27 protein-coding genes are annotated in these 25,222 nt (G+C 67.1%); 21 read left to right on the forward strand and 6 right to left on the reverse strand.

Annotated features, from left to right (window positions below; translation table 11 throughout):
- Nucleotides 1-81: 81 nt before the first annotated feature.
- From HPA01S_RS13105 to holA, 5 genes are all read left to right on the forward strand, one after another.
- The gene (locus HPA01S_RS13105; protein ID WP_066270667.1) at nt 82-765 is read left to right on the forward strand and encodes a MotA/TolQ/ExbB proton channel family protein; all 684 of its coding nucleotides are present in this window, start codon (nt 82-84) and stop codon (nt 763-765) included.
- 46 nt (nt 766-811) lie between these two features.
- The gene (locus HPA01S_RS13110) at nt 812-1,258 is read left to right on the forward strand and encodes an ExbD/TolR family protein (protein WP_066270669.1); all 447 of its coding nucleotides are present in this window, start codon (nt 812-814) and stop codon (nt 1,256-1,258) included.
- 116 nt (nt 1,259-1,374) lie between these two features.
- Nucleotides 1,375-4,059 carry a leucine--tRNA ligase gene (leuS, locus tag HPA01S_RS13115; protein ID WP_066270671.1) on the forward strand — a complete coding sequence of 895 codons (2,685 nt, stop codon included), beginning with the start codon at nt 1,375-1,377 and terminating at the stop codon, nt 4,057-4,059.
- 10 nt (nt 4,060-4,069) lie between these two features.
- Entirely contained in the window at nt 4,070-4,624 is a 555-nt protein-coding gene (locus HPA01S_RS13120) for an LPS-assembly lipoprotein LptE (RefSeq protein WP_084360670.1), read from the forward strand.
- Nucleotides 4,625-4,640: 16 nt separating this feature from the next.
- Nucleotides 4,641-5,693, forward strand: a complete 1,053-nt coding sequence (gene holA, locus HPA01S_RS13125) for a DNA polymerase III subunit delta (RefSeq protein WP_066270672.1) — start codon at nt 4,641-4,643, stop codon at nt 5,691-5,693.
- A gap of 73 nt (nt 5,694-5,766) precedes the next feature.
- Here holA and HPA01S_RS13130 read toward each other — a convergent pair whose 3' ends face one another.
- Nucleotides 5,767-6,753, reverse strand: a complete 987-nt coding sequence (locus tag HPA01S_RS13130) for an AraC-like ligand-binding domain-containing protein (protein ID WP_066270673.1) — start codon at nt 6,751-6,753, stop codon at nt 5,767-5,769.
- Nucleotides 6,754-6,920: 167 nt separating this feature from the next.
- On the opposite strand from HPA01S_RS13130, the gene HPA01S_RS13135 reads away from it, so the two are divergent.
- From HPA01S_RS13135 to HPA01S_RS13170, 8 genes are all read left to right on the forward strand, one after another.
- Nucleotides 6,921-8,117 (forward strand): amino acid ABC transporter substrate-binding protein, encoded by a 1,197-nt coding sequence (locus HPA01S_RS13135; protein WP_066270676.1) that lies wholly within the window; start codon nt 6,921-6,923, stop codon nt 8,115-8,117.
- 97 nt (nt 8,118-8,214) lie between these two features.
- Entirely contained in the window at nt 8,215-9,117 is a 903-nt protein-coding gene (locus tag HPA01S_RS13140) for a branched-chain amino acid ABC transporter permease (RefSeq protein ID WP_066270677.1), read from the forward strand.
- 6 nt (nt 9,118-9,123) lie between these two features.
- Nucleotides 9,124-10,152 carry a branched-chain amino acid ABC transporter permease gene (locus HPA01S_RS13145; RefSeq protein ID WP_066270678.1) on the forward strand — a complete coding sequence of 343 codons (1,029 nt, stop codon included), beginning with the start codon at nt 9,124-9,126 and terminating at the stop codon, nt 10,150-10,152.
- Between the two features lie 128 nt (nt 10,153-10,280).
- The gene (locus HPA01S_RS13150; RefSeq protein ID WP_066270682.1) at nt 10,281-11,099 is read left to right on the forward strand and encodes an ABC transporter ATP-binding protein; all 819 of its coding nucleotides are present in this window, start codon (nt 10,281-10,283) and stop codon (nt 11,097-11,099) included.
- Nucleotides 11,096-11,911: an ABC transporter ATP-binding protein gene (locus HPA01S_RS13155; protein ID WP_066270684.1), complete on the forward strand. Its 816-nt coding sequence runs from the start codon at nt 11,096-11,098 to the stop codon at nt 11,909-11,911. Before HPA01S_RS13150 ends, HPA01S_RS13155 begins: the two co-directional genes overlap by 4 nt.
- A 107-nt stretch (nt 11,912-12,018) precedes the next feature.
- On the forward strand, nt 12,019-13,473 hold the full coding sequence (locus tag HPA01S_RS13160; RefSeq protein ID WP_066270685.1) for an aldehyde dehydrogenase: 1,455 nt from the start codon (nt 12,019-12,021) through the stop codon (nt 13,471-13,473).
- A 373-nt stretch (nt 13,474-13,846) separates the two neighbouring features.
- Complete coding sequence (locus HPA01S_RS13165; protein WP_157085008.1) at nt 13,847-14,518, forward strand: hypothetical protein; 672 nt, start codon at nt 13,847-13,849, stop codon at nt 14,516-14,518.
- A complete protein-coding gene (locus tag HPA01S_RS13170; protein WP_066270687.1) occupies nt 14,515-15,240 on the forward strand; it encodes a hypothetical protein in 726 nt (241 codons plus the stop codon). The genes HPA01S_RS13165 and HPA01S_RS13170 overlap by 4 nt, the downstream gene beginning before the upstream one ends.
- Before the next feature lie 151 nt (nt 15,241-15,391).
- On the opposite strand, the gene HPA01S_RS13175 is transcribed toward HPA01S_RS13170, so the two are convergent.
- The 4 genes from HPA01S_RS13175 to aac(6') all read right to left on the reverse strand — a co-directional run bounded on the left by HPA01S_RS13175 (nt 15,392) and on the right by aac(6') (nt 17,924).
- Complete coding sequence (locus HPA01S_RS13175; RefSeq protein WP_066270689.1) at nt 15,392-15,862, reverse strand: DUF1810 domain-containing protein; 471 nt, start codon at nt 15,860-15,862, stop codon at nt 15,392-15,394.
- A 172-nt stretch (nt 15,863-16,034) separates the two neighbouring features.
- Nucleotides 16,035-17,048 (reverse strand): TraB/GumN family protein, encoded by a 1,014-nt coding sequence (locus HPA01S_RS13180; protein WP_157085009.1) that lies wholly within the window; start codon nt 17,046-17,048, stop codon nt 16,035-16,037.
- Between the two features lie 71 nt (nt 17,049-17,119).
- Complete coding sequence (locus HPA01S_RS13185; protein ID WP_157085010.1) at nt 17,120-17,353, reverse strand: hypothetical protein; 234 nt, start codon at nt 17,351-17,353, stop codon at nt 17,120-17,122.
- A gap of 43 nt (nt 17,354-17,396) precedes the next feature.
- Nucleotides 17,397-17,924 (reverse strand): aminoglycoside 6'-N-acetyltransferase, encoded by a 528-nt coding sequence (gene aac(6') / locus HPA01S_RS13190; protein WP_157085011.1) that lies wholly within the window; start codon nt 17,922-17,924, stop codon nt 17,397-17,399.
- 106 nt (nt 17,925-18,030) lie between these two features.
- Between aac(6') and HPA01S_RS13195 the strand changes: the two genes are divergently transcribed.
- The 6 genes from HPA01S_RS13195 to HPA01S_RS13220 all read left to right on the forward strand — a co-directional run bounded on the left by HPA01S_RS13195 (nt 18,031) and on the right by HPA01S_RS13220 (nt 21,474).
- Nucleotides 18,031-18,501 (forward strand): CreA family protein, encoded by a 471-nt coding sequence (locus HPA01S_RS13195; protein WP_066270697.1) that lies wholly within the window; start codon nt 18,031-18,033, stop codon nt 18,499-18,501.
- 53 nt (nt 18,502-18,554) lie between these two features.
- A complete protein-coding gene (locus HPA01S_RS13200) occupies nt 18,555-19,040 on the forward strand; it encodes a hypothetical protein (RefSeq protein WP_066270698.1) in 486 nt (161 codons plus the stop codon).
- Nucleotides 19,037-19,372 carry a single stranded DNA-binding domain-containing protein gene (locus tag HPA01S_RS13205; protein ID WP_066270699.1) on the forward strand — a complete coding sequence of 112 codons (336 nt, stop codon included), beginning with the start codon at nt 19,037-19,039 and terminating at the stop codon, nt 19,370-19,372. Before HPA01S_RS13200 ends, HPA01S_RS13205 begins: the two co-directional genes overlap by 4 nt.
- A 68-nt stretch (nt 19,373-19,440) precedes the next feature.
- Complete coding sequence (locus tag HPA01S_RS13210; protein ID WP_066270701.1) at nt 19,441-20,721, forward strand: glutamate-5-semialdehyde dehydrogenase; 1,281 nt, start codon at nt 19,441-19,443, stop codon at nt 20,719-20,721.
- A gap of 63 nt (nt 20,722-20,784) precedes the next feature.
- Nucleotides 20,785-21,147 (forward strand): low molecular weight protein tyrosine phosphatase family protein, encoded by a 363-nt coding sequence (locus tag HPA01S_RS13215; protein ID WP_066270898.1) that lies wholly within the window; start codon nt 20,785-20,787, stop codon nt 21,145-21,147.
- Between the two features lie 51 nt (nt 21,148-21,198).
- Nucleotides 21,199-21,474 (forward strand): DUF2277 domain-containing protein, encoded by a 276-nt coding sequence (locus HPA01S_RS13220; RefSeq protein ID WP_066270703.1) that lies wholly within the window; start codon nt 21,199-21,201, stop codon nt 21,472-21,474.
- 11 nt (nt 21,475-21,485) lie between these two features.
- On the opposite strand, the gene HPA01S_RS13225 is transcribed toward HPA01S_RS13220, so the two are convergent.
- On the reverse strand, nt 21,486-21,773 hold the full coding sequence (locus HPA01S_RS13225) for a hypothetical protein (protein ID WP_066270704.1): 288 nt from the start codon (nt 21,771-21,773) through the stop codon (nt 21,486-21,488).
- 128 nt (nt 21,774-21,901) lie between these two features.
- On the opposite strand from HPA01S_RS13225, the gene gshA reads away from it, so the two are divergent.
- Together gshA and HPA01S_RS13235 are read left to right on the forward strand one after the other, a co-directional pair.
- Nucleotides 21,902-23,194 carry a glutamate--cysteine ligase gene (gshA, locus tag HPA01S_RS13230; RefSeq protein ID WP_066270706.1) on the forward strand — a complete coding sequence of 431 codons (1,293 nt, stop codon included), beginning with the start codon at nt 21,902-21,904 and terminating at the stop codon, nt 23,192-23,194.
- Between the two features lie 134 nt (nt 23,195-23,328).
- Nucleotides 23,329-25,197 (forward strand): potassium transporter Kup, encoded by a 1,869-nt coding sequence (locus HPA01S_RS13235; protein WP_066270708.1) that lies wholly within the window; start codon nt 23,329-23,331, stop codon nt 25,195-25,197.
- Nucleotides 25,198-25,222: the final 25 nt, after the last annotated feature.

A 25,222-nucleotide genomic window follows, 5' to 3' on the forward strand; every position in this document is an offset into this window, starting at 1 on the left:
GGCGCAGCCGGACCCTTGTTGCCTCTGGATGGGGCTGCGGCATGCGGTGCGCCCCGCGCTCCGGCGCCACAGGCCACTGAGATGGACGGCGCGGCGGGCCAGGGCCTTCTGCAAACGCTGGCGCAGGCCGATGGCCTGGGCCGTGCTGTCGCCCTGCTGCTGCTGGCCATGTCGGTATCGAGCTGGGTGGTGATTCTCTGGAAGGGCTGGCTGCTGCGCCGCGCGGCCGCCGATCTGCGATTGAGCACCGCCGCCTTCTGGCAGGCCGGCGGTCTGGACGACGCCCAGGCCCGCCTGCAACGCCTGGACCCGCGCCAGATCGTCTTGCCGCTGCTGCAGGCCGCGCGCAGCCTGGAGGGCGCCGCACCGCACACCCTGGCCGCCGCCGGCGATCGCTCGCAACAACTCACCCGCGTGCTGCGCGACGCCCTGCACGGCGTGCTGCACCGCCTGCAGTTCGGCCAGGTGCTGCTGGCCACCGTGGGCTCCACCGCGCCCTTCGTCGGCCTGCTGGGCACCGTCTGGGGCATCTACCACGCGCTCACCGGCATCGGCCTGGACGGCGCGGCCTTCCGCATCGAACAGGTGTCGGGCCCGGTGGGCGAGGCGCTGGTGATGACCGCCGCGGGCCTGGCGGTGGCGATTCCGGCCGTGCTCGCCTACAACGTGCTGGGCCGCCAGATCGCGCGCATCGAGGCCGATCTGGAAGGGTTTGCGCGCGACCTGCGCGAGCTGCTCGCCCATCCACAGGGCCAGGAGAAATGAGACCCGCCGCCAACCCGCGTGAGCAGTGGGGCGTGAGGGCCATCCCATGAGCTTCGGCCGGCTGGAGCGTCCCACGGGCGACCGGCCCATGAGCGACATCAACGTCACGCCGCTGGTGGACGTGATGCTGGTGCTGCTGGTCATCTTCATCATCGCCGCGCCGGTCATGGCCGGGCGGCTGGCGCTGGAGTTGCCGCGCGCCGAACTGCCCGCGGCCGCACCGGCGGCGAGCGAGGCCTTTGTCTCGATCAACCTCGACGCCGCGGGCCAGCTGCACTGGAACGACGAGCCGCTGGCCGAAGAGACGCTGCGCCAGCGCCTGCAGGACACCGCGCGGCGCAACCCCGCAACCGAACTGCAGTTGCGTGCCGACGCCAGCGTGCCCTACGGTCGCGTGGTGCAGCTGATCGCGCTCGCACAGGGTGCCGGCCTCTCGCGCATCGGCTTCGTCGCCGACGCCGCGCCGCCCCCGACCGCCCCGCTGGCGCGCTGAATGGCCGGCACGGCGGGCGTGGCCCGGGCCAAGGCCTAAAATCCGGCATCTCCCGCGCGCCCAGCCGCGCGTTGTTTCTCCCCTCACCGTCGCCGGCCAGTCCGGATCCCTGGTTCATGCAAGACAAATACGCCCACAAGGAAGTCGAGCGCGCCGCGCACGCCCACTGGAACGCCACCGACGCCTACCGCGTGACCGAGGACGCGGGCAAGACCAAGTTCTACGCCTGCTCCATGCTGCCCTACCCCAGCGGCAAGCTGCACATGGGCCATGTGCGCAACTACACCATCAACGACATGCTGGCGCGCCAGTTGCGCATGAAGGGCATGAACGTGCTCATGCCCATGGGCTGGGACGCCTTCGGCCTGCCGGCCGAAAACGCGGCGCTCAAGAACGGCGTGCCGCCGGCGAAGTGGACCTACGAAAACATCGCCTACATGAAGCAGCAGATGCAGGCCATGGGCCTGGCCATCGACTGGTCGCGCGAAGTCGCCACCTGCGACCCGAGCTACTACAAGTGGAACCAGTGGCTGTTCCTGAAGATGCTGGAAAAGGGCATCGCCTACCGCAAGACCCAGGTGGTGAACTGGGACCCGGTGGACCAGACCGTGCTGGCCAACGAACAGGTGATCGACGGCAAGGGCTGGCGCACCGGCGCGGTGGTCGAGAAGCGCGAGATCCCGGGCTATTACCTCAACATCACCGCCTACGCCGACGAGCTGCTCGACCACGTGCAGGTCGGCAACCCCAAGGCCACGCTCAACGGCTGGCCCGACAAGGTGCGGCTGATGCAGGAGAACTGGATCGGCAAGAGCGAAGGCGTGCGCTTCGCTTTCCCGCACACCATCCAGGACAGCGCCGGTGAGCCCATCGGCGGTGGCCGCATGTACGTGTTCACCACGCGCCCCGACACCATCATGGGCGTGACCTTCTGCGCCGTCGCGCCCGAGCACCCGCTGGCCATGCACGCCGCGGCCGGCAACCCGGCGCTGGCCGCGTTCATCGAAGAATGCAAGACCGGCGGCACCACCGAAGCCGAACTCGCCACGCAGGAAAAGAAGGGCATGCCCACCGGCCTGTCCGTCACGCACCCGCTCACCGGCGAAGAGGTGGACGTGTGGGTCGGCAACTACGTGCTGATGAGCTACGGCGACGGTGCCGTGATGGGCGTGCCCGCGCACGACGAGCGCGACTTCGCGTTCGCCAACAAGTACGGCCTGAAGATCCGGCAGGTGGTCGCGGTCGAGGGCGAAACCTTCAGCACCGAGACCTGGGCCGACTGGTACGGTGACAAACAACGCGGCGTGTGCGTGAACTCCGGCGCGCTCGATGGCCTCACGTACAAGGAAGCGGTGGACAAGGTCGCTGCGCTGCTGTCCGCCAAGGACATGGGCGAGAAGAAGACCACCTTCCGCCTGCGCGACTGGGGCGTGAGCCGTCAGCGTTACTGGGGCACCCCGATCCCCATCATCCATTGCGCCGAACACGGCGCCGTGCCGGTGCCCGAGGCCGACCTGCCGGTGGTGCTGCCGCAAGACTGCATTCCCGACGGCTCGGGCAACCCGCTGCACAAGCACGAAGGCTTCCATGCCGGCGTGGTCTGCCCGGTGTGCGGCCAGCCCGCGCGCCGCGAGACCGACACCATGGACACCTTCGTGGACTCGTCCTGGTATTTCATGCGCTACTGCGATCCGCAGAACAGCGAGCAAATGGTGGCCGGCGGTGCCGACTACTGGATGCCGATGGACCAGTACATCGGCGGCATCGAACACGCCATCCTGCACCTGCTGTACGCGCGTTTCTGGACCAAGGTGATGCGCGACATGGGCCTGGTGAAGGTCGACGAGCCCTTCACCCACCTGCTCACGCAGGGCATGGTGCTCAACCACATCTACAGCCGCCGCACCGCCAAGGGCGGCAAAGACTATTTCTGGCCGCACGACGTGGAGCACGTGCTCGACGACACCGGCAAGGTGGTGGGCGCCAAGCTGAAGAACCCGGCCACCAGCGGCGACGGCATGCTGCCGGTGGGCACGCCGATCGACTACGAGGGCGTGGGCACCATGTCCAAGTCGAAGAACAACGGCGTTGATCCGCAGGACCTGATCGAGAAGTACGGTGCCGACACCGCGCGCCTGTACACCATGTTCACCTCGCCGCCCGAAGCCACGTTGGAGTGGAACGACGCCGCGGTGGAAGGCAGCTACCGGTTCCTGCGCCGCGTCTGGGCCTTCGGCCACAAGCTCTCCAGCATCGGCTCCGGCTGGGGTGCGCTCGCCGCTGGCGTGGGCAAACAGTCGCTGTCCAAGGCCGCCAAGGCCCTGCGGCTCGAAGTGCACACCGTGCTCAAGCAGGTGGACTACGACTACCAGCGCATGCAATACAACACCGTGGTCTCGGGCGCGATGAAGATGCTCAACGCGCTGGAAGACTTCAAGTCCGACGGCTCGGCGGGCGACAACGCCGCGCAGGCCGAGGGCTTCGGCATCCTGCTGCGCTGCATCTACCCGGCCACGCCGCACATCGCCCACACCCAATGGAGCCAGCTGGGCTACGCCGGTGAACTGCTCGACGCGCCCTGGCCGCAGGCCGAAGGGGCCGCCCTGCAGCGCGACGAGCTGGAGCTGATGCTGCAGATCAACGGCAAGCTGCGCGGCAGCGTCACCGTGCCGGCTTCGGCCGACAAGGCCGCCATCGAAGCCGCGGCCCTGGCACACGAGGCCTTCGTCAAGCAGGCCGCCGGTGCGGCACCGAAAAAGGTGGTGGTCGTGCCCGGCCGCCTGGTCAACGTCGTCATCTGAGGCAATCCCCATGCAAGACAGCCGCCGTCGCTCCCTCTCCACCCCGGCCACCACCCGGCGCCGCGCCCTGCTGCAACTGGGCGCGGGCAGCGTGGCCCTGCTGGGCCTGAGCGGCTGCGGCTTCGCGCTGCGCAAGGCGCCCACGTTTGCGTTCAAGTCGATCCGCATTGCGGGCAGCACCGGCACCTACGTGGCGCGTGAGCTGCGTGCGGCCCTGATCGCCAACGGCCTCACGGTCTACACCGCAGATGTGCCGGCCGGCACCGCGCCCGCCGAGGTGGTGCTCACGGTGCTGAACGACCAGCGCGAACGCATCGCGGTGGGCCAGACCGCCGCCGGCCAGGTGCGAGAGCTGCAACTGCGCACGCGCTTCCGCTTCCGTTTGCGCACCGCGAACGAGAAGGACCTGATCGACGACGTGGAGCTGCTGGTCGAGCGCGACCTGAGCTTCAGCGAAACCGCCGTGCTCTCGAAAGACGCGGAAGAGCAGCTGCTGTACCGCGACACGGTGTCGGACGCGGTCGAGCAGGTGATGCGCCGCCTGGCCGCCGTCAAGTCGCTCTGAGGCACGGCACACGCCCATGCAGATTGCCGCCCCGCAACTCGCCGCCCAGCTGCAGCGTGGTCTGAAGAGCCTGTACACCCTGCACGGCGACGAGCCGCTGCTGGTGCAGGAGGCCGCCGACGCCATCCGCGCCGCCGCCCGCGAACAGGGTTTCACCGAGCGCACAGTGCACACCGTGGCCGGCGCGCACTTTGACTGGGGCGAGGTGCTGGCCAGCGGCGGCTCCATGAGCCTGTTCGCCGACAAGCAACTGATCGAGGTGCGCATCCCCTCGGGCAAGCCGGGCAAGGACGGCTCGCTGGCCTTGCAGCAGATTGCCGAAGCCGCGCAGGGCAACGACAGCACGCTCACGCTGGTGATCCTGCCGCGGCTCGACATGGCGACGCAAAAGGGCGCCTGGTTCGGTGCGCTGGAGAGTTTTGGCGCCACCATCAAGCTCGACCCGGTGGACCGCAAGGCCCTGCCGCAGTGGATCGCGTTGCGCCTGCAGCAGCAGGGCCAGCGCGTGGTGGCGGGCGAAGAAGGCCAGCGCACGCTGCAGTTTTTTGCCGACCGCGTGGAAGGCAACCTGCTCGCCGCGCACCAGGAAATCCAGAAGCTCGCGCTGCTGCACCCGGCCGGCGAGCTGTCGTTCGAGCAGGTGGAGGCCGCCGTGCTCAACGTGGCGCGTTACGACGCCTTCAAGCTCGCCGAGGCCGTGCTGGGTGGCCAGGTGCAGCGCGTGCAGCGCATGCTCGACGGCTTGCAGGCCGAAGGCGAGGCGCCGGTGCTGGTGCACTGGGCGCTGGCCGAAGACATCCGCACCCTGCACCGCATCCGCACCGCGATGGACGCCGGCCGCCCGCTGCCCATGGCGCTGCGCGAGAACCGCGTGTGGGGCGTGAAAGAGAAGCTGATGGAGCGCGCGCTGCCGCTGCTCAACATCGCCACGCTCTCGCGCTGGCTCGACGATGCCCACACCGTGGACGGCATCGTCAAGGGCCTGAAGGTGCCGAACTGGCCAGCCGATCCCTGGCAGGCCTTGCAGCAGATGGCGATGAAGGTGTCGCTGGCCTGCGCGCTGCGCTGAGCCTGGGTTGGGTACCGCCGGGCATGTGAAGCCGGCCAGGGCCGACACACGACTGACGACCGACGACGGGAACCTAAACCACCGAACCGGAAGCGCGTTGCGCCGATTCGCGGAAATCGCTCGGCGACTGCCCGGTGTGCTCGCGGAACACGCGGCTGAAATGCGCGCCGTTGTTGAAGCCCCAAGAGAACGCGATCTCGGTGATGGTGCGTGGCGGCTGCGCGCCCCGCGCCGGTTGCGCGAGTTCGCGCATGCAGGCCTGGATGCGCTGGCGCTGGATGTAGTGCGCCAGCGTGTCGTCTTCCGCGCTGAAGGCTTTGTGCAGGTGCCGCTTGCTGCAGTTGAGCGCCTGCGCAATGTGGTCCAGCGTGAGCGAAGGGTCTCGCAGGTGCTGGCCGATGTGCTCGCGGATGCGGTCACGAAACGCCTCCAGCTGCGTGGTGCCGTTCTCGCGCCCCGCGAGCTCCTGCAGCGACAGCCGCACCAGCTCCACGATGAGTTCACCCGCACCACGCGCGGCGCTCTCGCTCATGCCGGGCAGCTCCTGGTAGGTGGTGCGCATGGTTTCCAGCGCCACGCGCGCGATGCCGTTCATGCCGCCCACGTGCCGCGCCATCAGCGGCTCCAGGCGCAGGCCGCGCTCAAGCAGTTGCTCCTTGGGCAGCATCACGATCAGGTGTTCCACCCGGTCGGGGTTGGCAATCTCGTAGCTGCCGGTGGTGTCGTAGATCGCCCAGCCACCGGGCCGCACCCAGGCTTCGCGGTGGTGTTGCTGCACGCCCGCGCTGCCGCGCCAGGGCGCGACGATCTTCAGGTAGGCGCGCTCGCTGCCACGCGCCAGCTGCGTGCTGCGCAGCACGCGGTGGCGGTTCGCTTCCAGTTTGGTCAGCACCACGTCGCCCGCGTTCGAGGCTTGCATGTGGCCGTCGAAGCCGGTGTCGCCGTACAGGTCTGACTCCAGCCCGCCGAAGTGCGTCCACACCCAGTCGCGCCAGATCGCCGCGCGCTCGCCGGGCGCGACGATGTCGGTGCTCATGGTGGAGGAGGTGGTGGCACCCATGGTTGAAATTATGGGGGCCGACCTCGCCGCGTGTGGCGCGCATTGTCCAGGGTTAACCCGAAGCGGTGTGCGCGTTTGGACAAGCAGCGAGTGCACCGACAGCACAGCGCCACGCGCCGGTTCTTCCTAGGATGCGAGCTGACATCACAACTCCAGGAGACATTGCCATGGCCCATCCCAATCGACGACTGGTCATCCGAAGCGCCGCCGCCACGGTGGGCGCCATGTCCTTCGCGCCGCAGTTGCTCGCGCAGCCGGCACCTGTGCGCATCGGTTATTCCATGTCGCGCACCGGCCCCTGGACGGGCGGCGCGCAAGTGAGCCAGGAGCCCAACTACCTGCTGTGGGCCGAGCAGCAGAACGCCGCGGGTGGCCTGGACGTGAAGGGTGTGCGCCGCAAGATCGAACTCATCAGCAGCGACGACCGCAGCGACATGGAAACCGTGGTGCGTACCTACGAGAAGCTGATGGGCAGCGACAAGATGGACCTGGTGCTGCCGCCCTGGGGCAGCAACGCCAACTTCGCCGTGGCCCCGCTGGCGAACCGCATGGGCTACCCCTTCCTCGCGCCCACCGCACTCTCGCGCCGCCTGGCCGAGATGAAGCTGCCCTACTTCTTCCTGTTGCTGCAGCAACCCAAGCCGATGTGCGACGCGCTGGTGGACATGCTCAAGGCCAACGGCGTGAAGACCGTGGCCGTCGTCTATGTGGACGACCTCTTCGGGCTGGAGAACTACTCGGCGCTCAAGGTGGCGCTGCAAGGCACCGGCATCAGCCTGGTGCAGGAAACCAGCTACCCCGGTGGCGTGAAAGACCTGGGCCCCACGCTGCGCAGCATCAAGGACAAGAACCCCGACGCCTTCGTCGGCTTCACCTACCCGCCCGACACCATCCTGGCCAGCCGCCAGGCGAAGGAAATCGGCTTCAACCCCAAGTTCTTCTACGCCTCGGTCGGCACCGCCTTCCCGCTCTACAAGAACGTGATGACGCCCGCCGGCGCCGAAGGCGTGCTGGGCATGGGCTCGTGGAACGGCAAGACCAGCCCGGGCGCCAAGGCCTACTTCGACGCCCACGTGGCGAGCCAGAAGAAGGAACCCGACCGCTGGGCCAGCGGCGCCACCTGGGCCGGGCTGGAGATCCTCACCAACGCGGTGAAGGCGCAGGGCCTGGACCGCAAGGCGATCCGCGACTACGTGGCCAACAACACGCACAAGACCATCATTGGAGACATCCGCTTCAACGGCAGCGAGAACGTGGGCACGCCGGGCACCGTGGGCCAGTGGCAGAACGGCGAGTTCGAGGTGGTGTGGCCGCAGCAGGTGGCCACCGCCAAGCTGAACCCCGCGAAGCCGGCATGGAAGTAGAGCTCCCCCCGCGCCGCGCACCCCTCAAGGGGCAACGTCTGCGGCCCGGCAAAGCCGGTTCCGCGACGTTCTGGATCACGTTTCTTCTCTCCGCCGTATGTCCTTCTCTGCCTGGCTAGAACTCATCGCCTCCGGTCTCATCACCGGGGGCATCTACGCGCTCGTCGCGCTCGGGCTGAACCTGCAGTACGGGCTGATGCGCATCCTCAACATCGCGCATGGTGAGTTCCTGATGGTGGGGGCTTTCCTCACCTGGATGGTGCAGACCTCGTTCGGCCTCTCGCCGCTGTGGATGGTGCCGGTGTCGTTCGGCCTGCTGTTCGCGCTGGGCGTGGCGGTGCACTGGCTGTGTTTCCGCCGCCTCACCGCCACCTCGCCCAACCTCGACGTGTTCGAGGCGCGTGGCCTCATGGTCGCCTTCGGCCTCATGTTCCTGGTGCAGAACTTCATCTCCTACGTGTGGGGCGGTGACCTGCGCGGCTACGACTACCTCACGCAGCCGCTGTCGATTCCGCTGCCGGGTGGCAGTGCGCAGTTCGCCGTCAACAAGCTGGTGGTGTTTGCGCTGGCGCTGCTGTTCTCGGGCGCGCTCATCGTGCTGCTGCGCACCACGTTGCTCGGCAAGGGTGTGCGCGCGCTGATGCAGTCGCCCACCGGCGCGCAGCTCATGGGCATCAACACCAAGCGCCTGCACCCGCTCATGTTCGGCATCGGCCTGGGCCTCTCGGGTGTGGCGGGTTGCCTGCTGTCGATGGCGTACACCATCAGCCCTTCGATGGGCGAGCCCTACACCGTCACCGCGCTCATCGTCATCACGCTCGGCGGCTTCGGCAGCATGGGCGGCGCGCTCGCGGGTGGCCTGCTGCTCGGCGTGATCGAGGCGCTGGGCATGCACTTCACCAACCCCTCGCTCAAGGCCCTGCTGAGCTACGTGGTGTTCATCGGCGTGCTGCTGCTGAGGCCCGAAGGCCTGTTCGCACGCAAGACGCGCAAGGCCTGATCTCCCATGACTTCCCGCCAATTCCTCATCCGCGACCTGCTGGTCCTCTTCGCGCTCACCGGCTGGGCCGTGGCCCTGCCCGGCTTCGCCAGCGAGTTCATCGTGTCGATGGCGCTCACCTGCCTCATGTACATCGCGCTCGCGTCGAGCTGGGCGATGTTCTGCGGCACCACGCGTTACCTCTCGCTCGCCACCTCGGCCTTCTTCGGCATCGGCGCCTACGCCGGCGCGATCCTGCTGGAGAAGGTGAGCTGGGCGCAGGCCATAGGCCTGGGTGCGCTCATTGCTGCGGCGGTGGCCGTCGTCATGGGTGCGGCCGTGCTGCACCTGCGCGGCACCTACTTCGCGGTGCTCACCTTCGGCATGACGGAGCTCATCCGCCACGCCATCAGCTACTTCGAGAAGTCCGTCACCGGTACCGTGGGCCGCGTGCTGATGGTGGTGCCAGAGCGCGACACCATCTACTTCACCGTGCTGCTGCTGGCGGTGGGCACGGTGGCGCTGTCCATCGGCATCCGCCGCACGCGCTTCGGCCTGGCCATGCTCGGCATCGGCGCGGACGAGCAGCGCGCGCAGACCCTGGGCGTGAACACCCGCTGGGTGAAAACCGCCGGCTTCGCGCTCACCGCCGCGGTGGCCGGCGCGGTGGGCGCGGCCATGTCGGTGCGCTGGACCTATATCGACCCGCACACCGTGTTCAACCCCTTCATCGGTTTCCAGACCGTGCTGATCGCGCTCATCGGCGGTGCCGCCACGCTGTGGGGCCCGCTGATTGCCGCCATCGTCTTCAGCGTGCTGGCCGAAACGCTGCGCCTGCAGGTGCCGCAGATCTACATGATGTCGCTCGGCCTGCTGCTCATTCTCTCGGTGCTGTACCTGCCGGGTGGCCTGGCCTCGGTGCGCACCGACACCTTCCGCGGTTGGCGCGATGGCGCGCGGCAGTGGTGGACCGAACTGCGCGAAGACCTGAGCGGAGAAACCAAGCGCCGCAAGCAGCGCGAGAAAGAACTGCGGGAGCGTCGCCATGAATTTTGAGAGACACCCCCGCCGCGCTGCGCGCGACCCCCTCCCGGGGGCGGTGCCTGCGGCCCGGCAAAGCCGGTTCCGCGGCACCTCTGGTCTGGCGATTTCTGGCGTGGCAGTGTGGCTGAAAGGGGCACTGGATGAGCGCTGAACCAAGCCCTTTGCTCGACGCCCGCGAGGTCACCGTGCGCTTCGGCGGCCTCACGGCGGTGGACGCCGTCAACGCCCGCTTCATGCCCGGTGAACTGGTCGGCATCATCGGCCCCAACGGCGCCGGCAAGACGACCTTCTTCAACGCCATCTCCGGCGTCACCAAACCCACCAGCGGCGCGCTCTCGGTGCAGGGCCGCGAGCTGGCGGGCAAGGGGCCGCACCGCTTTGCCGCGCACGGCCTGGCGCGCACCTTCCAGACGCCGCGCACCTTTGGCGACATGCTGGTGCGCGACAACATCGCCTTCGGCCTCAAGTTCGCCGGTCGGCGCCGGCGCGAATACCTGTTCTGGGGCGACGAGGTTGGCGTGCCCTGGGTGCTGCGCACGCCCGAGAGCATCCTGGGCCTCATCGGCCTGAGCGAGCAGGCCGATCTGCCCGCCGCCGCCATCACGCCCTCACAACAGCGCCTGCTCGAAATCGGCATGGCGCTGGCCACGCGCCCGCGCATGTTGCTGCTCGACGAAGTGGCCGCCGGCCTCACCGAGAACGAGGTGGAGGAAATGGCCCGCCTCATCCGCCGCCTGCGCGACGAGCTGGACCTCACCGTGGTCTGGATCGAACACGCCGTCACCACGCTGCTGCGCCACGTGGAGCGCGTGATCGTGCTGCACCAGGGCCGCAAGATTGCCGACGGCACACCCGCCGAAGTGGTGCGCAATGCCGAGGTGATCGAGGCCTACCTGGGCGACGAGATGGGCGAAGCAGAAGCAGACACAGACACCACGCAAGAGGAGGCCGCCGCATGATGTGGTACCGCCCGCAACCCTTTGAACTCGGCGGCGGCGCCAAGGCGCGCCTGAAGATCAGCGGCCTGTCTGCCGGTTATGGCGCCTTCCTCGTGCTGCGTGACCTCAAGCTCGACATCCAGCCCGGCCTCACCGTCGTGCTCGGTCCCAACGGCGCGGGCAAGACCACGCTGCTCAAGGCGCTCAACGGCCTCATTCCGCGCATGGGCACGGTGCTGCTCGACGGCCAGGAACTCGCCGAGAAAACCCACGAGATCGTGCAGGCCGGTGTGGCCCTGGTGCCCGAAGGCCGGCAGCTGTTTCCGCAGATGACCGTGACGGAAAACCTCGAACTCGGCGGCTGGCTCGTGCCGAAAACCGAGCGCGCCAGAAGGCTGGAACAGGCCTTTGCCGATTTTCCCAAACTCAAGGAACGCGCCACGCAACTCGCCGGCACCATGAGCGGCGGTGAACAGCAGATGGTGGCCGTGGCCCGCGCCATGATGTGCGCGCCGCGCCTGCTCATGCTCGACGAACCCTCGCTCGGCCTGGCGCCGCGCATGGTGGACGAACTGCTCACCATCGCCCGCCGCATTGCCGACGCCGGCACCACCGTGCTGATGGTGGAGCAGAACGTGAAGAAGGCGCTGGCCGTGGCCGACCGCGGCTACGTGCTCGAACGCGGCAGCATCGTCGCCAGCGGCCCGGCGAAATTGCTCGCGCGCTCCACCGTCATCCGCGAGGCCTACCTCGGCGCCGACAAAGACCCCGCCACCGGCACCACCAGCGCGGCCGATGCGGTGCAACGCAGAAGGGCGGTAGCAGCAGTCTGAAAAAAGAACACACCGTTCGCCGGAACCCGAACGGTGTTGTCCCGATCATCCTGAACGTGTCGCAAACGCACGCTCAGGTTTTTGAATTTGTACCCCAAGGAGAACCCATGTCCGATCTGTCCATGCTCATCAACGGCCTCAAGGTCACCGCCGAAAAAGGCGCCACCTTCGAGCGCCGCAACCCGCTCGACGGCAGCGTGGCCACCCGCGCGCCCGCCGCCAGCCCGGCCGACGCCGTGATGGCCGTGGAAGCCGCCGCCGAAGCCTTCAAGACCTGGAGCGAAACCGGCCCCAACGAACGCCGCGCCCTGCTGCTCAAGGCCGCCGACGCGCTCGAAGCCAAGCTGCCCCAGTTCATCGAAGCCGTGGCCGGCGAAACCGGCGCCACCGGCATGTGGGCCGGCTTCAACACCATGCTCGCCGCCAGCATGATCCGCGAGGCCGCCTCGCTCACCACGCAGATCGCGGGCGAGGTGATCCCGTCCGACGTGCCCGGCTCGCTCGCCATGGGCGTGCGCCAGCCCGCCGGTGTGGTGCTCGGCATCGCGCCGTGGAACGCGCCCATCATCCTCGGCGTGCGCGCCATCTGCGTGCCGCTGGCCTGCGGCAACACCGTGGTGTTCAAAGGCAGCGAGAACTGCCCGCGCACCCACCAGCTCATCGTGGAAGCCTTCCAGGACGCGGGCTTTCCGCCCGGCGTGGTGAACTACATCACCAACGCCCCGGCCGACGCCGGCGCCGTGGTGGAAGCCATGGTGGCGCACCCGGCGGTGCGGCGCGTGAACTTCACCGGCTCCACCAAGGTGGGCAAGATCATCGCCATGACCTGCGCCAAGTACCTCAAGCCCGTGGTGCTCGAACTCGGCGGCAAGGCCCCCATGGTGATCCTGGACGACGCCAACATCGAAGACGCGGTGAATGGCGCCGCGTTTGGCTGCTTCGCCAACAGCGGCCAGATCTGCATGAGCACCGAGCGCCTCATCGTCGACCAGAAGATTGCCGACGAGTTCGTGAAGAAGTTCAGCGACAAGGCCAAGGCCCTGCCCCTGGGCGACCCGCGCAAGCCCGAGCCCGTGGTGCTCGGCTCCGTCATCGGCCAGGGCACGGTGGACCACTGCAACGCCCTCATTGACGACGCACTCGCCAAGGGCGCCAAGCTGCTCTGCGGCGGCAAGGCCGACAGCACCCTGATGCCCGCCACCGTGCTCGACCACGTGACGCCCGCCATGCGCATCTACCACGAAGAAACCTTCGGCCCGGTGAAATGCGTGGTGCGCGTGAGCAGCGTGGAAGAAGCCATTGCCTGCGCCAACGACAACGAGTACGGCCTGTCCTCCGCCGTGTTCGGCAGCGACGTGGCCCGCGCCTTCAACGTCGCCCGCAAGATCGACAGCGGCATCTGCCACGTGAACGGCCCCACGGTGCACGATGAAGCGCAGATGCCTTTTGGCGGTGTGAAGGGCTCGGGGATCGGGCGCTTTGGTGGCAAGGCGGGGATTGCGGAGTTCACGGAACTGCGCTGGATCACGATGCAGACGACGCCGCGGCATTACCCGTTCTGAGTGGGGTTCTGCGGGAAGAGAGGTTGGCCCTGGGAGCGTGAGGTTCTGGGGTTCTTCTCTTCTATTGGCGGTTGAGGTCGAAGTGAATTTTGAGCGGCTGCATCAGACTGATTGCGGCCGCTCAGCCCGGCCTCAAGGAAGGTCAGCTAGTGCAACTACAGCGGGCGTAGGCGCTTCCGTGCATGGCAAACAGTCCCACTACCACGAAGGGAAGCTTGAGCCAGGATGTGCTGCGCATGTTTGCCCTTTTCGACCTAGTCATCGCGCCGGCATGGTTGTCAATGGCCTAGTGATTCATAAAGACCTAGTCTCATTGACAATCGGGACCTAGTCTTTTAAATTCGCCGCTATGTCAAATTAGAAGGGGCCCATAGTGAGCGGCGTAAAGGCAACTCTGAAGGTAGTTCTTCAGGCAAACGACACAATCGTGGCCGAGAGCGAAGATGCGACGCTCTGGCAACGCGTCCTGATCGCTATCAACTCAGGCGACGCAAAGGCTTTTGACCCACCGACGAAACAAACTGATCGCGCCGGGACCGATCACGGCGGCGGTGACTCGGCCGACAAGCGCCTCGGAGGGGATGGCGAGAGTGGCGACGGAGTAGATGAGGCCGTTGTTAAGTTTGCGAAGCTCGTTGGCGTGAGTCCCGAGCAGGCCATCGGTGCTTGTTATCCATCTAAGACCGCTCCTTTCCTGTCTCTTGACATGCACTGCTGGAACGCTTTGAAGGACCAGACGCCGGCAAGCGGACGGGGCTCGCTCAGCCCCATGGCCGTTGCGGCCACGCTGTTGAGTCTGTGGAAGCAAGCTGCTAAGTTGGGCAACGCGACTCAGGCGGAAGCCCAAAAGGTGCTCGAGACCATCAATTTGACTGACAAGAATCCCACTCGGTCCGTGGCTGGTGCCGAATGGCTCAAGGCCCTGGGTGGTGGAACCGTCGTGATGAATCCAGCTCGCATTAAGCGAGCTGTCGCCATTGCGCGCGCGTTCTGCCAGCAGGACTGGAAGAGCGACATGACGTGGAAAGGCGGCGCCGCTGAATGACGCAATCGGAGTTTCTGGTTGCGCTGCACGAGCAGAGCGTGCCCATTTACGAACAAGCCATCGGACTACTGTGGTGGACGGGTCGAGATGATCCTGCCGCAGGCTTGTCAGCACGCGCCATCTGCGACTTGCTCGAGGCCACTGGCCTGCCAAAACAGAACGCCTCGCGGCTGAATGGAAAGCTGCTGGACGATCGCCGTACGAGCAAATTGGGGTCTGGCGGCGAGCGGCGACTGCATCCACGCGCACGTTCGGAGCTCAACAACACCTTCAAGGAGTTCCTCGCACCCAAGCCAGTTCGAGACACATCGAGCGTACTTCCGACCGCCTTAGTCGCTGCGCGCGGCTATTTGGTGAAGGTCGTAACCCAGCTAAACGCAGCCTACGATGCGCAGCTCTATGACTGCTGCGCTGTTATGTGTCGTCGCACACTGGAAACGTTAGTCATCGAGGTGTACGAACACGTCGGCCGCGCGGACGAGATCAAGGGCACTGACGGACACTTTCTGATGTTCAGTGGGCTTCTAGGCGTTGTCGAGCACGACAAGAAGCTCAGTGTGGGGCGCAACGCGATGCAAGGTCTTCGGGACTTCAAGAAGTTGGGAGACTTGTCGGCTCATAACCGCCGATTCAACGCTAGACAGGACGACATTGACCGTGTGCGCGACGGCCTGCGCGTAGCCGTCGAAGAGCTTGCTCATCTAGCCGGTTTCAAGCCTTAGCCAAAGCCCTTGCGGAAACTAGGGCCGACTGCAAGAAGGGTCCGCGGCTGAGCTGGGAAAGGGCTGCCAATCGCAGCAAAGCTGCCGCTGCGAAACCTCTGCCAAAGACATGCATTCAAGCGTCTAGGCTGCGGCCCTAGCCGCCTCCGTTTTAGTCCGACTCATCCAGCAGCCTCAGCGTCTCCCGATCCGGCGCGTTCCCGAAGAACACCCGCAGCGCCTCCGCAAAACACGCCTCCTGCGGCGCCACCGCCGCAAACAGACTGACGCAGGAGCGCAATTTCATCGCATCCGTTTCGCCCAGCATCTCGACCGCACTGCGCCGCCCTGCGTGTTGCAACAACGCCTCCACGCACTCGACGAGCCGCGGGCCCAGCACCGGGTGCGTGGCGTAGGCCATGGCTTCCTGCCGGTTGGCGATGCCGTATTCGCGCGCCATGGTGCTGCGGCCCAGGCCGCGCAGTTGCGGCAGGACGTACCAGATCCAGTGCGTGCGCTTCTGGCCGGCGCGCAATTCGGCGAGGGCTGTTGCGTAGTCGCGCTCTTGCGCGCGCACGAACCGTTCGAGGTCGTCATTCGGCCGTGCCGAGGTGGCGGCGGGATCGTTGGTGGGGCGGCTCATGGCCGCAGCGTAACGACGGCCTGCGGGATGGTGCAAGCCCGCTCGGCAGCAGGGAGCGCCGGGCATGGTGATGGCGCTCGGCGTTGCCGGCCGACACCGTGGCCGGCGGGTTGCCGTTGCCGCCCGTGTGCCAGCCTCGCGTGCCGGTGCTGCGTGTCTGCGGCCGCGCTGGCTACTGCGGTGGTTGCGGTTGCGCTTGCAGCGCGATGCGCTCCACCTTGAAGCCGCGCTCGGCCAGCAGCTTCGGCAGGGCTTGCGGGCCGGTCATGTGCAGCAGGCCGACGGCGGCAAACAGGCGTTGGCCGTCGCCGTGCAGCGCGGTAATGCGGTTGGCCATGCCCGGGTTGCGTTCGTCGTTGAGGCGCCGCAGCGCGGCCCGGTCGGCTTCGTCGGTCACGCATTCGCACCAGGCTTCGTAGTTGGCCACGGTGTCCAGATCGCCATCGGCCCAGGCCTGGCCCAGGCGCGCCATCACGCGGCGCGAGAGGCCGGATTCGAGTTGGGCGAGGCTGGTTTCCAGCGCGTGTTCGGCCTCTTCGGGCTGTGTCGGCACCAGGGCCTGCAGTTGCATGGCCGCGGTTTCCAGTGCGATCAAGGGCAGCTTGCGCGCTTTGGCAAAACCGCCCAGCACGTGTTCGATGCCATAGGCCGGATCAAGCCCGATCCAGCGCGCGTCCAGGCCGCTCAGGGTCAGCACCTGCAGCAGCGGCGGAAAACCCGCCAGCGCGTCCACCGGCACGCAGGCGGCAACGGCCTGCTTCGCCAGCCGCGCCTGCAGGGCCGCGGGCACGGCGGGCGGGGTGGTCGCTTTCATTTGCGTCGCCAGGCCCGGGTCGCTCACGTCCACCTCCAGCGCCACCGCGTCCACCGCCAGCAGGGCGCGGGTGACTTGCGGGCCGGGCACGGCCCATTCGAGTTTGCCCAGGTGCAGCGTGCCGTACAGCCAGGACACACGGCCGTCGCGCTCAAGGCGCCACAGCGCGCCGCGGTCACGCGCCTGCGCGCGTGCGGCCTGCAGTTGTTGCGGTGTGGGTGTGGTGGCCTGGGGCGGGCAGGCCGCAGCCGGTGCCTCGGCGGGCGCGGCCGGTGCGGGGGATGTGGGTGTCTTGGCCCACAGCGGGTTCAGGGCGGAGAGCAGTGCGAGTGCCGCGAGTGCGCGGCGCAGGGTGATCGGGTGATGGCGCATGCCGGCATTGTGCAGGTGGCCTGCAGGCTCGTAACTGGTTGAGGCGAGCGCGGCGCTGCCGCTTTGGCGGATCAACGTGGATCGCTGGCCGCGCCCCTTCTGTTGCGGTGCCAACGGTCCGCCAGGTACCCACCCAACGCCGCAAATGGAACCCACAACAACAGGAACACGCCGGCCGCGGTGTTGATGTCCGCGTCGCTGCGGGCGAGGTGATCGGAATACCACCCGGTCAACCCGCTCCCGAGCGCAAAGCCGAGCAGCGCGAAAAGCAATGTACCCGCCACGGTGTGCAGTATCCGTTTCATGGAGCCTCCCGGAAGAGAAAGAAGGGTGTTGCGGCGCACGGTGTCATGGCCGCTCGCACAACATGTACAGCGCCGGCCCGTCGGGTGTCTCGACGACGCGTACGGCACGAAAGCCGGCTTTTTCGTAGCAGCGGATCGCGCGGCCGTTGTCGGGTGAGGGGTCGGTCTGGATGCGTGTGACGGCGGGGTCTGCAAACAGCTGCGCCACCAGCGTCCGCACCAGCCGCGTGCCCAGGCCCTGGCCGAGCAGCGCGGGGTCGGCCAATGACTGGTCGATGCCGCGCACGCCGGGGTCGGTTTCGTCTTCCCACCAGCCACCGCCCGAGCCGAGCGCCACGTAGCTCTGCGCATAGCCGATGGGTGTGTTGCCGAGCAGGGCGATGTAGGGCGTCACCCGGTCTTGTGCGAGTGCGGCGGGCGCGTACTCGGCCAGCACCTGCGCCAGGCTGGGCCGCGCGGCCTCGCCGCCCCACCATTGAACGAGGTGTGGCCGGTTCAGCCAGTCGTGCAGCATGGGCAGGTCGGCTTCGCGCAAGGGGCGCAGTGTCAGGGCCTGGTGCAGGTCGGTCACGGGCAACATTCCTGGGACGGAGGTGGCATGGTAGCCGGGCGTGCGCGGCCCGGGCCAACCTGCTACCGTGTGCGCGTTCATCCAGACTCTCACAGGGAAACCCACCATGCGCCGCTTTGCCCTTCCGCTGTTCCTCCCCTTGCTGCTGGCCTGCAGCGCCAACGCCGAAGAAATCGGTTCGGTCGACACGGTGTTCAAGTTCATCGGGCCGGATCACAAGATCGTCGTCGAGGCCTATGACGACCCGGGCGTGAGCGGCGTCACCTGCTACGTTTCGCGCGCCAAGACGGGTGGCCTCAAAGGCGCCTTCGGCCTGGCGGAAGACCGCTCCGAAGCGTCCATTGCCTGCCGCCAGGTGGGGCCGATTGCCATTGCCAAACCGGTGAAGGCGCAGGAGGAAATCTTCAGCGAGCGCACCAGCCTGATCTTCAAGCGCCTGCGCATCGTGCGCATGGTGGATGCCAAGCGCAACTCGCTGGTGTACCTCACCTACTCCGACCGCGTCATCGAAGGCTCGCCGCAGAACTCGGTGGCGGTGGTGTCGGTGGACCGCGCGATGCCGATCCCGGTGAAGTGACTTGGGGTGAGTTGAGGACGGGTGAGATGGGTGAGGGGGGGTATCCTCGGTCCATGACCGAAGAAGACACCCAAGACCAGATTCAAGAACCGCGCCTCTGGAGCGATGGCCAATGGACCGCGCGCGTGATCAAGAACGATGACGACGACGGCTGGGCGGTGGCCATGTACCTGGACAACGGGCCCGAGCCGGCCCTGGTCGGCCCTTGGACCATGGGCCGCGACAAGAAGAACCCCAAGCCGCTGGACACGGCGGCCTTCCACACCCTGGTGAAAACGGCGAAGGAAGTGATCCGCCGCTCCGAGCAGCAGCTGCACGCGCAGCTGAACAAGAACGTGAGCGTGACCACGGAAGACGGGCAGCGCGTGCGCGTGGCCCTGGCCATCGTGCCCGACGAAGAAGGTGCCACCGCCACGCTGCGTGCGCTGGACGAGTTCGACGCCGAGCTGGCCTGCGTGTCCGTGCCGCCAACCTTCAAGCTGAACGTGGACAGCGCGCAGGCCTGGATCGCGTCCGGTTTCGAGAAGCCCGCGCGATGATCGATGGCCTGATCGCCGGCCGCCTGATGGGCGAAGCCTCGCGCCGTGTGGACAAGGCGGGGCGCACCTTCATCGTGGCGCGCGTGCTGGCACGCAACAAGGCGGACGAGGAATTCATCGTCAACGTGATCGCCTTCGACGACGCCCCCTGTGCCGACCTGCTGGCGCTGCGCGACGGCGAATCGCTCACCCTGGTCGGCGCGCTCACGCCCAAGGTCTGGACCGACAAGCAGGGCAACCACCGTCCCAGCCTCGACCTGGTGGCCAGCCAGGTGCTGAGCCTGCGCCATGCGGGTGGCGGGTCTGGCGCGGCTGGCCCGGACGGCGCCTGAAGCCTCCGGCGCCGGGTGCCCTTGCCCCCGCGCGCGCCAAACCGGCGCGCCTCTGAGAAAATGCCCGCATGAACGCGACCAACACCACCGAACTCATGAACACCCTGGGGCTGCAGGCCAAGGCGGCCTCGGCGCTGATGGCCAAGGCCAGCGCGGCCACCAAGCTGTCGGCCCTGCGCGGCCTGGCTGCGCTGCTGCGCGCCAATGTGGACGCCCTGCAGGTGGACAACGCCAAAGACCTGGAGCGCGCCCGCGCCAACGGCCTGAGCGAACCGATGGTGGACCGCCTCAAGCTCACCCCCAAGGTGATCGAGACCTGCGCCCAGGGCTGCGAGCAGCTGGCCGCCATGCCCGACATCATTGGCGACATCAGCGGCATGCGGCAGATGCCCAGCGGCATCCGCGTCGGCCAGATGCGCGTGCCCATCGGCGTGTTCGGCATGGTCTACGAGAGCCGGCCCAACGTCACCATCGAGGCGGCGTCGCTGTCCATCAAGAGCGGCAACGCCGCCATCTTGCGTGGCGGCTCCGAAGCCATCGAATCCAACCGCGCCCTGGCCGCCCTGGTGCAGCGCGCGCTGACGGATGCCGGCCTGCCGGCCGACGCGGTGCAGCTGGTGCCAACGACGGACCGCGCCGCCGTGGGCCAGCTCATCACCATGCCGCAGTACGTGGACGTGATCATCCCGCGCGGTGGCAAGGGCCTGATCGAGCGCATCAGCGCCGAGGCCAAGGTGCCCGTCATCAAGCACCTGGACGGCAACTGCCACACCTACGTGGACGACCCCTGCGACATCGCCCTGGCGGTGAAGGTGACCGACAACGCCAAGACGCAGAAGTACAGCCCCTGCAACGCCACCGAAAGCCTGCTGGTGGCGCGGGGCGTGGCGGCCGAGTTCCTGCCGAAGATCGGTGCCGTGTTCGCCGCCAAGGGCGTGGAGATGCGCGCCTGCGCCGAGAGCCGGGCCCTCCTGGCGGGCGTGCCGGGCGCGAACCTGAAGGACGCCACCGACACCGACTGGTCGGAGGAATACCTGGCCGCGGTCATCAGCGTGAAGCTGGTGGACGGTGTGGACGAGGCCATCGCCCACATCAACCGCTACAGCAGCCACCACACCGACGCCATCATCACCACGAACCACGTGCACGCCCAGCGCTTCCTGCGCGAGGTGGACTCGGCCAGTGTGATGGTGAATGCGAGTACCCGCTTCGCCGATGGTTTCGAGTTCGGCCTGGGGGCTGAAATCGGCATCTCCACCGACAAGTTCCACGCCCGCGGCCCGGTGGGCGTGGAAGGCCTGACCTCGCTCAAGTACGTGGTGCTGGGCGAAGGCGAAGTGCGGGGCTGAGGCGCAGCGGTGGTTGAGCCCAAGGCGTCGGTCGTTTTGCTGGGCGATGCCGGGCGGGTTCTGATGCCGCGGCTTCTTTTCGTCTGCGGCAAGAACCGGTGGCGCAGCCCCACGGCCGAAAACATCTTCTCCCAGGACCGGGGGGTCGAGTGCGCCTCGGCGGGTGTCGGCCGCGATGCGGAGACACCCTTGTCGGCTGAGCTGATCGAGTGGGCGGACCTCATTCTTGTCATGGAGCGTGGGCACAAGACCAAGCTCGCCGCCCGTTTCAGGTCACACCTGGCCGGCAGGCGTGTCGTCTGCCTGAACATTCCGGACCAGTACACCTTCATGGACCCGGCGCTGGTCAGCCTGCTGGAGGCCAAGGTCGCGCGCTACCTGCCGCAGCGGCAGCAACGCGAACAGCCCGCCTCACGCCAGGATTGAGCGAACGAAGGTGGGACGCCACACACTTTTGTGCCACCAGCGAGGTGAACCATGTGCCGCAACATCAAGACCCTGTTCAACTTCGAGCCACCCGCCACCGAGCTGGAGATCCGCGACGCCTCGCTGCAGTTCGTGCGCAAGCTCAGCGGTTTCAACGTGCCGTCGCAGGCCAACACCGAGGCCTTTGATCGAGCGGTGGGGCAGGTGGCCACCAGTGCGCGCGAGCTCATCGCCTCGTTGCGCACCACGGCAGAACCACGCAACCGCGAGGTGGAGGCGGAAAAAGCCAGGACGCGTTCGCTGGCGCGCTTTGGCGCGTCGGGCTGAGCGGGCCCGCTTCAGCGCCGCCCCGGCCAGTCTGTCCCGCCTTCTCCCTCGAACACCGCCCGCAGCAGGTTGCCGGCCTGAGAGGCGAGCGTGAGCAGGCCCCAGATCAGCGGCCAGGGGCTGGCGCGGGTTGGGCGCATGCCGCTGTCCCACCACCAGGCGAAGCCGCCGGCCAGGGTGAACAGGGTGCCGAGCAACAGGAACAGCACCATCAGCAGCACGCGCAGGGCCTTGCTTTCGGGTGGGCGCAGCACGCTGGCCCAGGCGGCGAGTGCGGTGATGAAGGCGAAAAAGCCCATGGTGCATGTCCTCCAGTGGCGCATTGTGGTGCTGCGGCGCGCCGCAACACCTTGAAATGACTGCCATGCGCCCCCATTACACTGGTTGCCTCTTCCCCCCCCCCCGCCGCCTCCTTACCCGTTTCCCTATGGTCCCGCACCTCGTCACCGCCCTCACGGGCCCCATCAACGAGCTTGAGCAGCGCATTCTCGAATCCACCCCGGTGATCGAGCGCTGGTTCCGGCTGGAGTGGATGGAGCACACGCCGCCGTTCTACACCTCGGTGGACGTGCGCAATGCCGGCTTCAAGCTGGCGCCGGTGGACACCAACCTGTACCCGGGCGGCTGGAACCACCTCACGCCCGAGATGCTGCCGCTGGCGGTGCAGGCGGCCATGGCGGCCATCGAGAAGATCTGCCCCGAGGCCAAGAACCTGCTGCTGGTGCCCGAGAGCACCACCGACATCTTCTACCTGAGCAACCTGGCGCAGCTGCAGCGCATCTTCTACATGGCCGGGCTCAATGTGCGCCTGGGCTCTCTGTCCAACGACATCAAGGCGCCGACCACCATCGAGCTGCCCGGCGGTGAGAAGGTGGTGCTGGAGCCCTTGATCCGCAGCAAGCGGCGCCTGGGCCTGAAGAACTTCGACCCCTGCACCATCCTGCTCAACAACGACCTGAGCGCGGGCGTGCCAGGCATCCTGGAAGACTTGCACGAGCAGTACCTGCTGCCGCCGCTGCACGGTGGCTGGGGCACGCGGCGCAAGAGCCACCACTTCAAGGCCTATGAAGAAGTGTCCAAGCGCTTCGGCAAGCTGCTGGGCATGGACCACTGGCTGATCAACCCGATGTTCAACCAGTGCGGCCAGGTGGACTTCGACGCCGACGACGGCCTGGAATGCCTGCGCAGCAACGCCGATGCGCTGCTCGGCAAGATTCGGCGCAAGTACAAGGAATACGGCATCAACGAAAAGCCGTTTGTGGTCATCAAGGCCGACAACGGCACGGGCGGCATGGGCATCCTGACGGTGCGCGATGCCAAGGAGATCGACAAGCTCTCGCCCAAGACCCGCGCGCACATGGCGGTGACCCAGGGCGGCCAGGCAGTGCACGAGGTGATCATCCAGGAAGGCGTGTTGACCAACGAGCGCGTCAACAGCGCCGTGGCCGAGCCGGTGGTCTACATGATGGACCGCTACGTGGTGGGCGGCTTCTACCGCGTGCACGCCACCCGCGGCGTGGACGAGAACCTGAACGCGCCCGGTTCCAGCTACGTGCCGCTGGCGTTCGACCAGAGCGCGCAATTGCCGCAGCCCGGCGTGAAGCCCGGCGCGAGCGTGCCCAACCGCTTCTACATGTACGGCGTGATCGGCCGCCTGGCGATGCTGGCGGCCAGCTACGAGCTGGAAGCCACCGACCCCGACGCCGAAGTCTACGAGTGAGTTGCTGCGGCGCAACATTTTGCGCAAAGCCCCTTTTTTAGAGGGCTGAGCCGACAGACAAGCCCCGGGGCGCAGGCGCACAATCGCGTTCCCTCGACAACTGAACCCCGTGCCAACAAGGCCGGGGTTGTTTTGTGTCAGCTTCCAAATCGTCACTGGCTGCGCTCACCCTGGGCGCCATCGGCGTGGTGTATGGCGATATCGGCACCAGCGTGCTGTACGCCGTCAAGGAGGTCTTTGGGTCCGGCCACGTGCCGTTCACCCATGCCAACGTCTACGGCATCCTGTCCATCCTGTTCTGGACGCTGACCGTCATCGTCTCCCTCAAGTACGTGGTGCTGGTGCTGCGCGCCGACAACAACGGCGAGGGTGGCCTGATCGCCATGCTGGCGCTGGCGTCCACCGCGGTGAAAGACCGGCCCGCGCTGCGCCAGACGCTGCTGGCCATCGGCATCTTCGGCACCTCGCTGTTTTATGGCGACGGCGTCATCACGCCGGCGATCTCGGTGCTGTCGGCGGTGGAAGGGCTGGAAGTGGTGTCGCCGCATTTCCGGCACTACGTGGTGCCGATCACACTGGCCGTTCTGTTTGCGCTGTTCGCAGTGCAGAAGCGCGGCACCAGCGGCATCGGCCGCTTCTTCGGCCCGATCACGCTCACCTGGTTCCTCACCATCGCCGCGCTGGGTGTGTCGCAGATCGTCGGCCACCCCGAGATCCTGGGCGCGCTCAACCCCTGGCATGCGCTGCGTTTCCTGTGGAACCAGCCCGGCACCAGCTTCATCATCCTGGGCGCGGTGGTGCTGTGCGTCACCGGCGCGGAAGCCTTGTACGCCGACCTCGGCCACTTCGGCAAACGGCCGATCCGCCTGGCCTGGTTCCTGGTGGTCATGCCCTGCCTGACGCTGAACTACTTCGGCCAGGGCGCGCTGCTGCTGGCCGACCCGGAGGCGGTGAAGAACCCGTTCTTCAACATGGCGCCCGAGTGGCTGCGCATTCCGCTGGTGGTGCTGGCCACCATGGCCGCGGTGATCGCCTCGCAGGCCCTGATCACCGGCGCCTTCAGCGTCACCAAACAGGCGATCCAGCTGGGTTATCTGCCGCGCCTGAAGGTCCAGCACACCAGCGTGCGCCACACCGGCCAGATCTACATGCCGTTCGTGAACTGGAGCCTGTTCGTGGCCATCGTGCTGGCGGTGGTGATGTTCAAGTCGTCCACCAACCTGGCAGCGGCCTACGGCATCGCGGTCACGCTGGACATGCTGATCACCACCGTGCTCACCTTCTACGTGGTGCGCTACAGCTGGAAGTACCCGCTGTGGGTCTGCGTGCTGTCCACCGGCTTTTTCTTCCTGGTCGATCTGGCCTTCTTCAGCTCCAACCTGCTCAAGCTGTTTGCCGGCGGCTGGTTCCCGCTGCTGATCGGCGGTGCGGTGTTCACGCTGATGATGACCTGGAAACGCGGGCGCATGCTGATGGCGGAGAAGCAGCACGCCGACGCCATTGAGCTGGAGAGTTTTCTGGATGCGCTGTTCATTGGGCCCCCGGCGCGCGTGGAGGGCACGGCGGTGTTCCTCACCGCCGACAGCGGCACCGTGCCCAACGCCTTGCTGCACAACCTCAAGCACAACAAGGTGCTGCACGAGCAGAACCTGTTCGTCACCGCGCGCAGCCACGAGGTGCCCTGGATCGGCATGGACAAGCGGCTGCAGATCGAGGCGCTGGGCCACGACTGCTGGCAGGTGGTGGTGAACTACGGCTTCAAGAACGACCTGGATCTGCCCGAAGCACTGTCGACCTTGCGCCAGCGCGGCTGCGACGTCGGCCCCATGACCACCAGCTACTTCCTCTCGCGCGACGTGGTGGTGCCCACCATCGGCAGCGGCATGGCACCCTGGCGCGAGAAGCTGTTCGCCCAGATGCACCACAACGCCAGCGCGGCGGCCGAGTTCCTGAACCTGCCGAGCAATGCGGTGATCGAGCTAGGCTCGAAGGTTGAGATCTGAGTGGTGCGATAAGGCCTTGCGCGTG

Source organism: Hydrogenophaga palleronii NBRC 102513 (genome assembly GCF_001571225.1).
Taxonomy (GTDB): Bacteria; Pseudomonadota; Gammaproteobacteria; order Burkholderiales; family Burkholderiaceae_C; genus Hydrogenophaga; species Hydrogenophaga palleronii.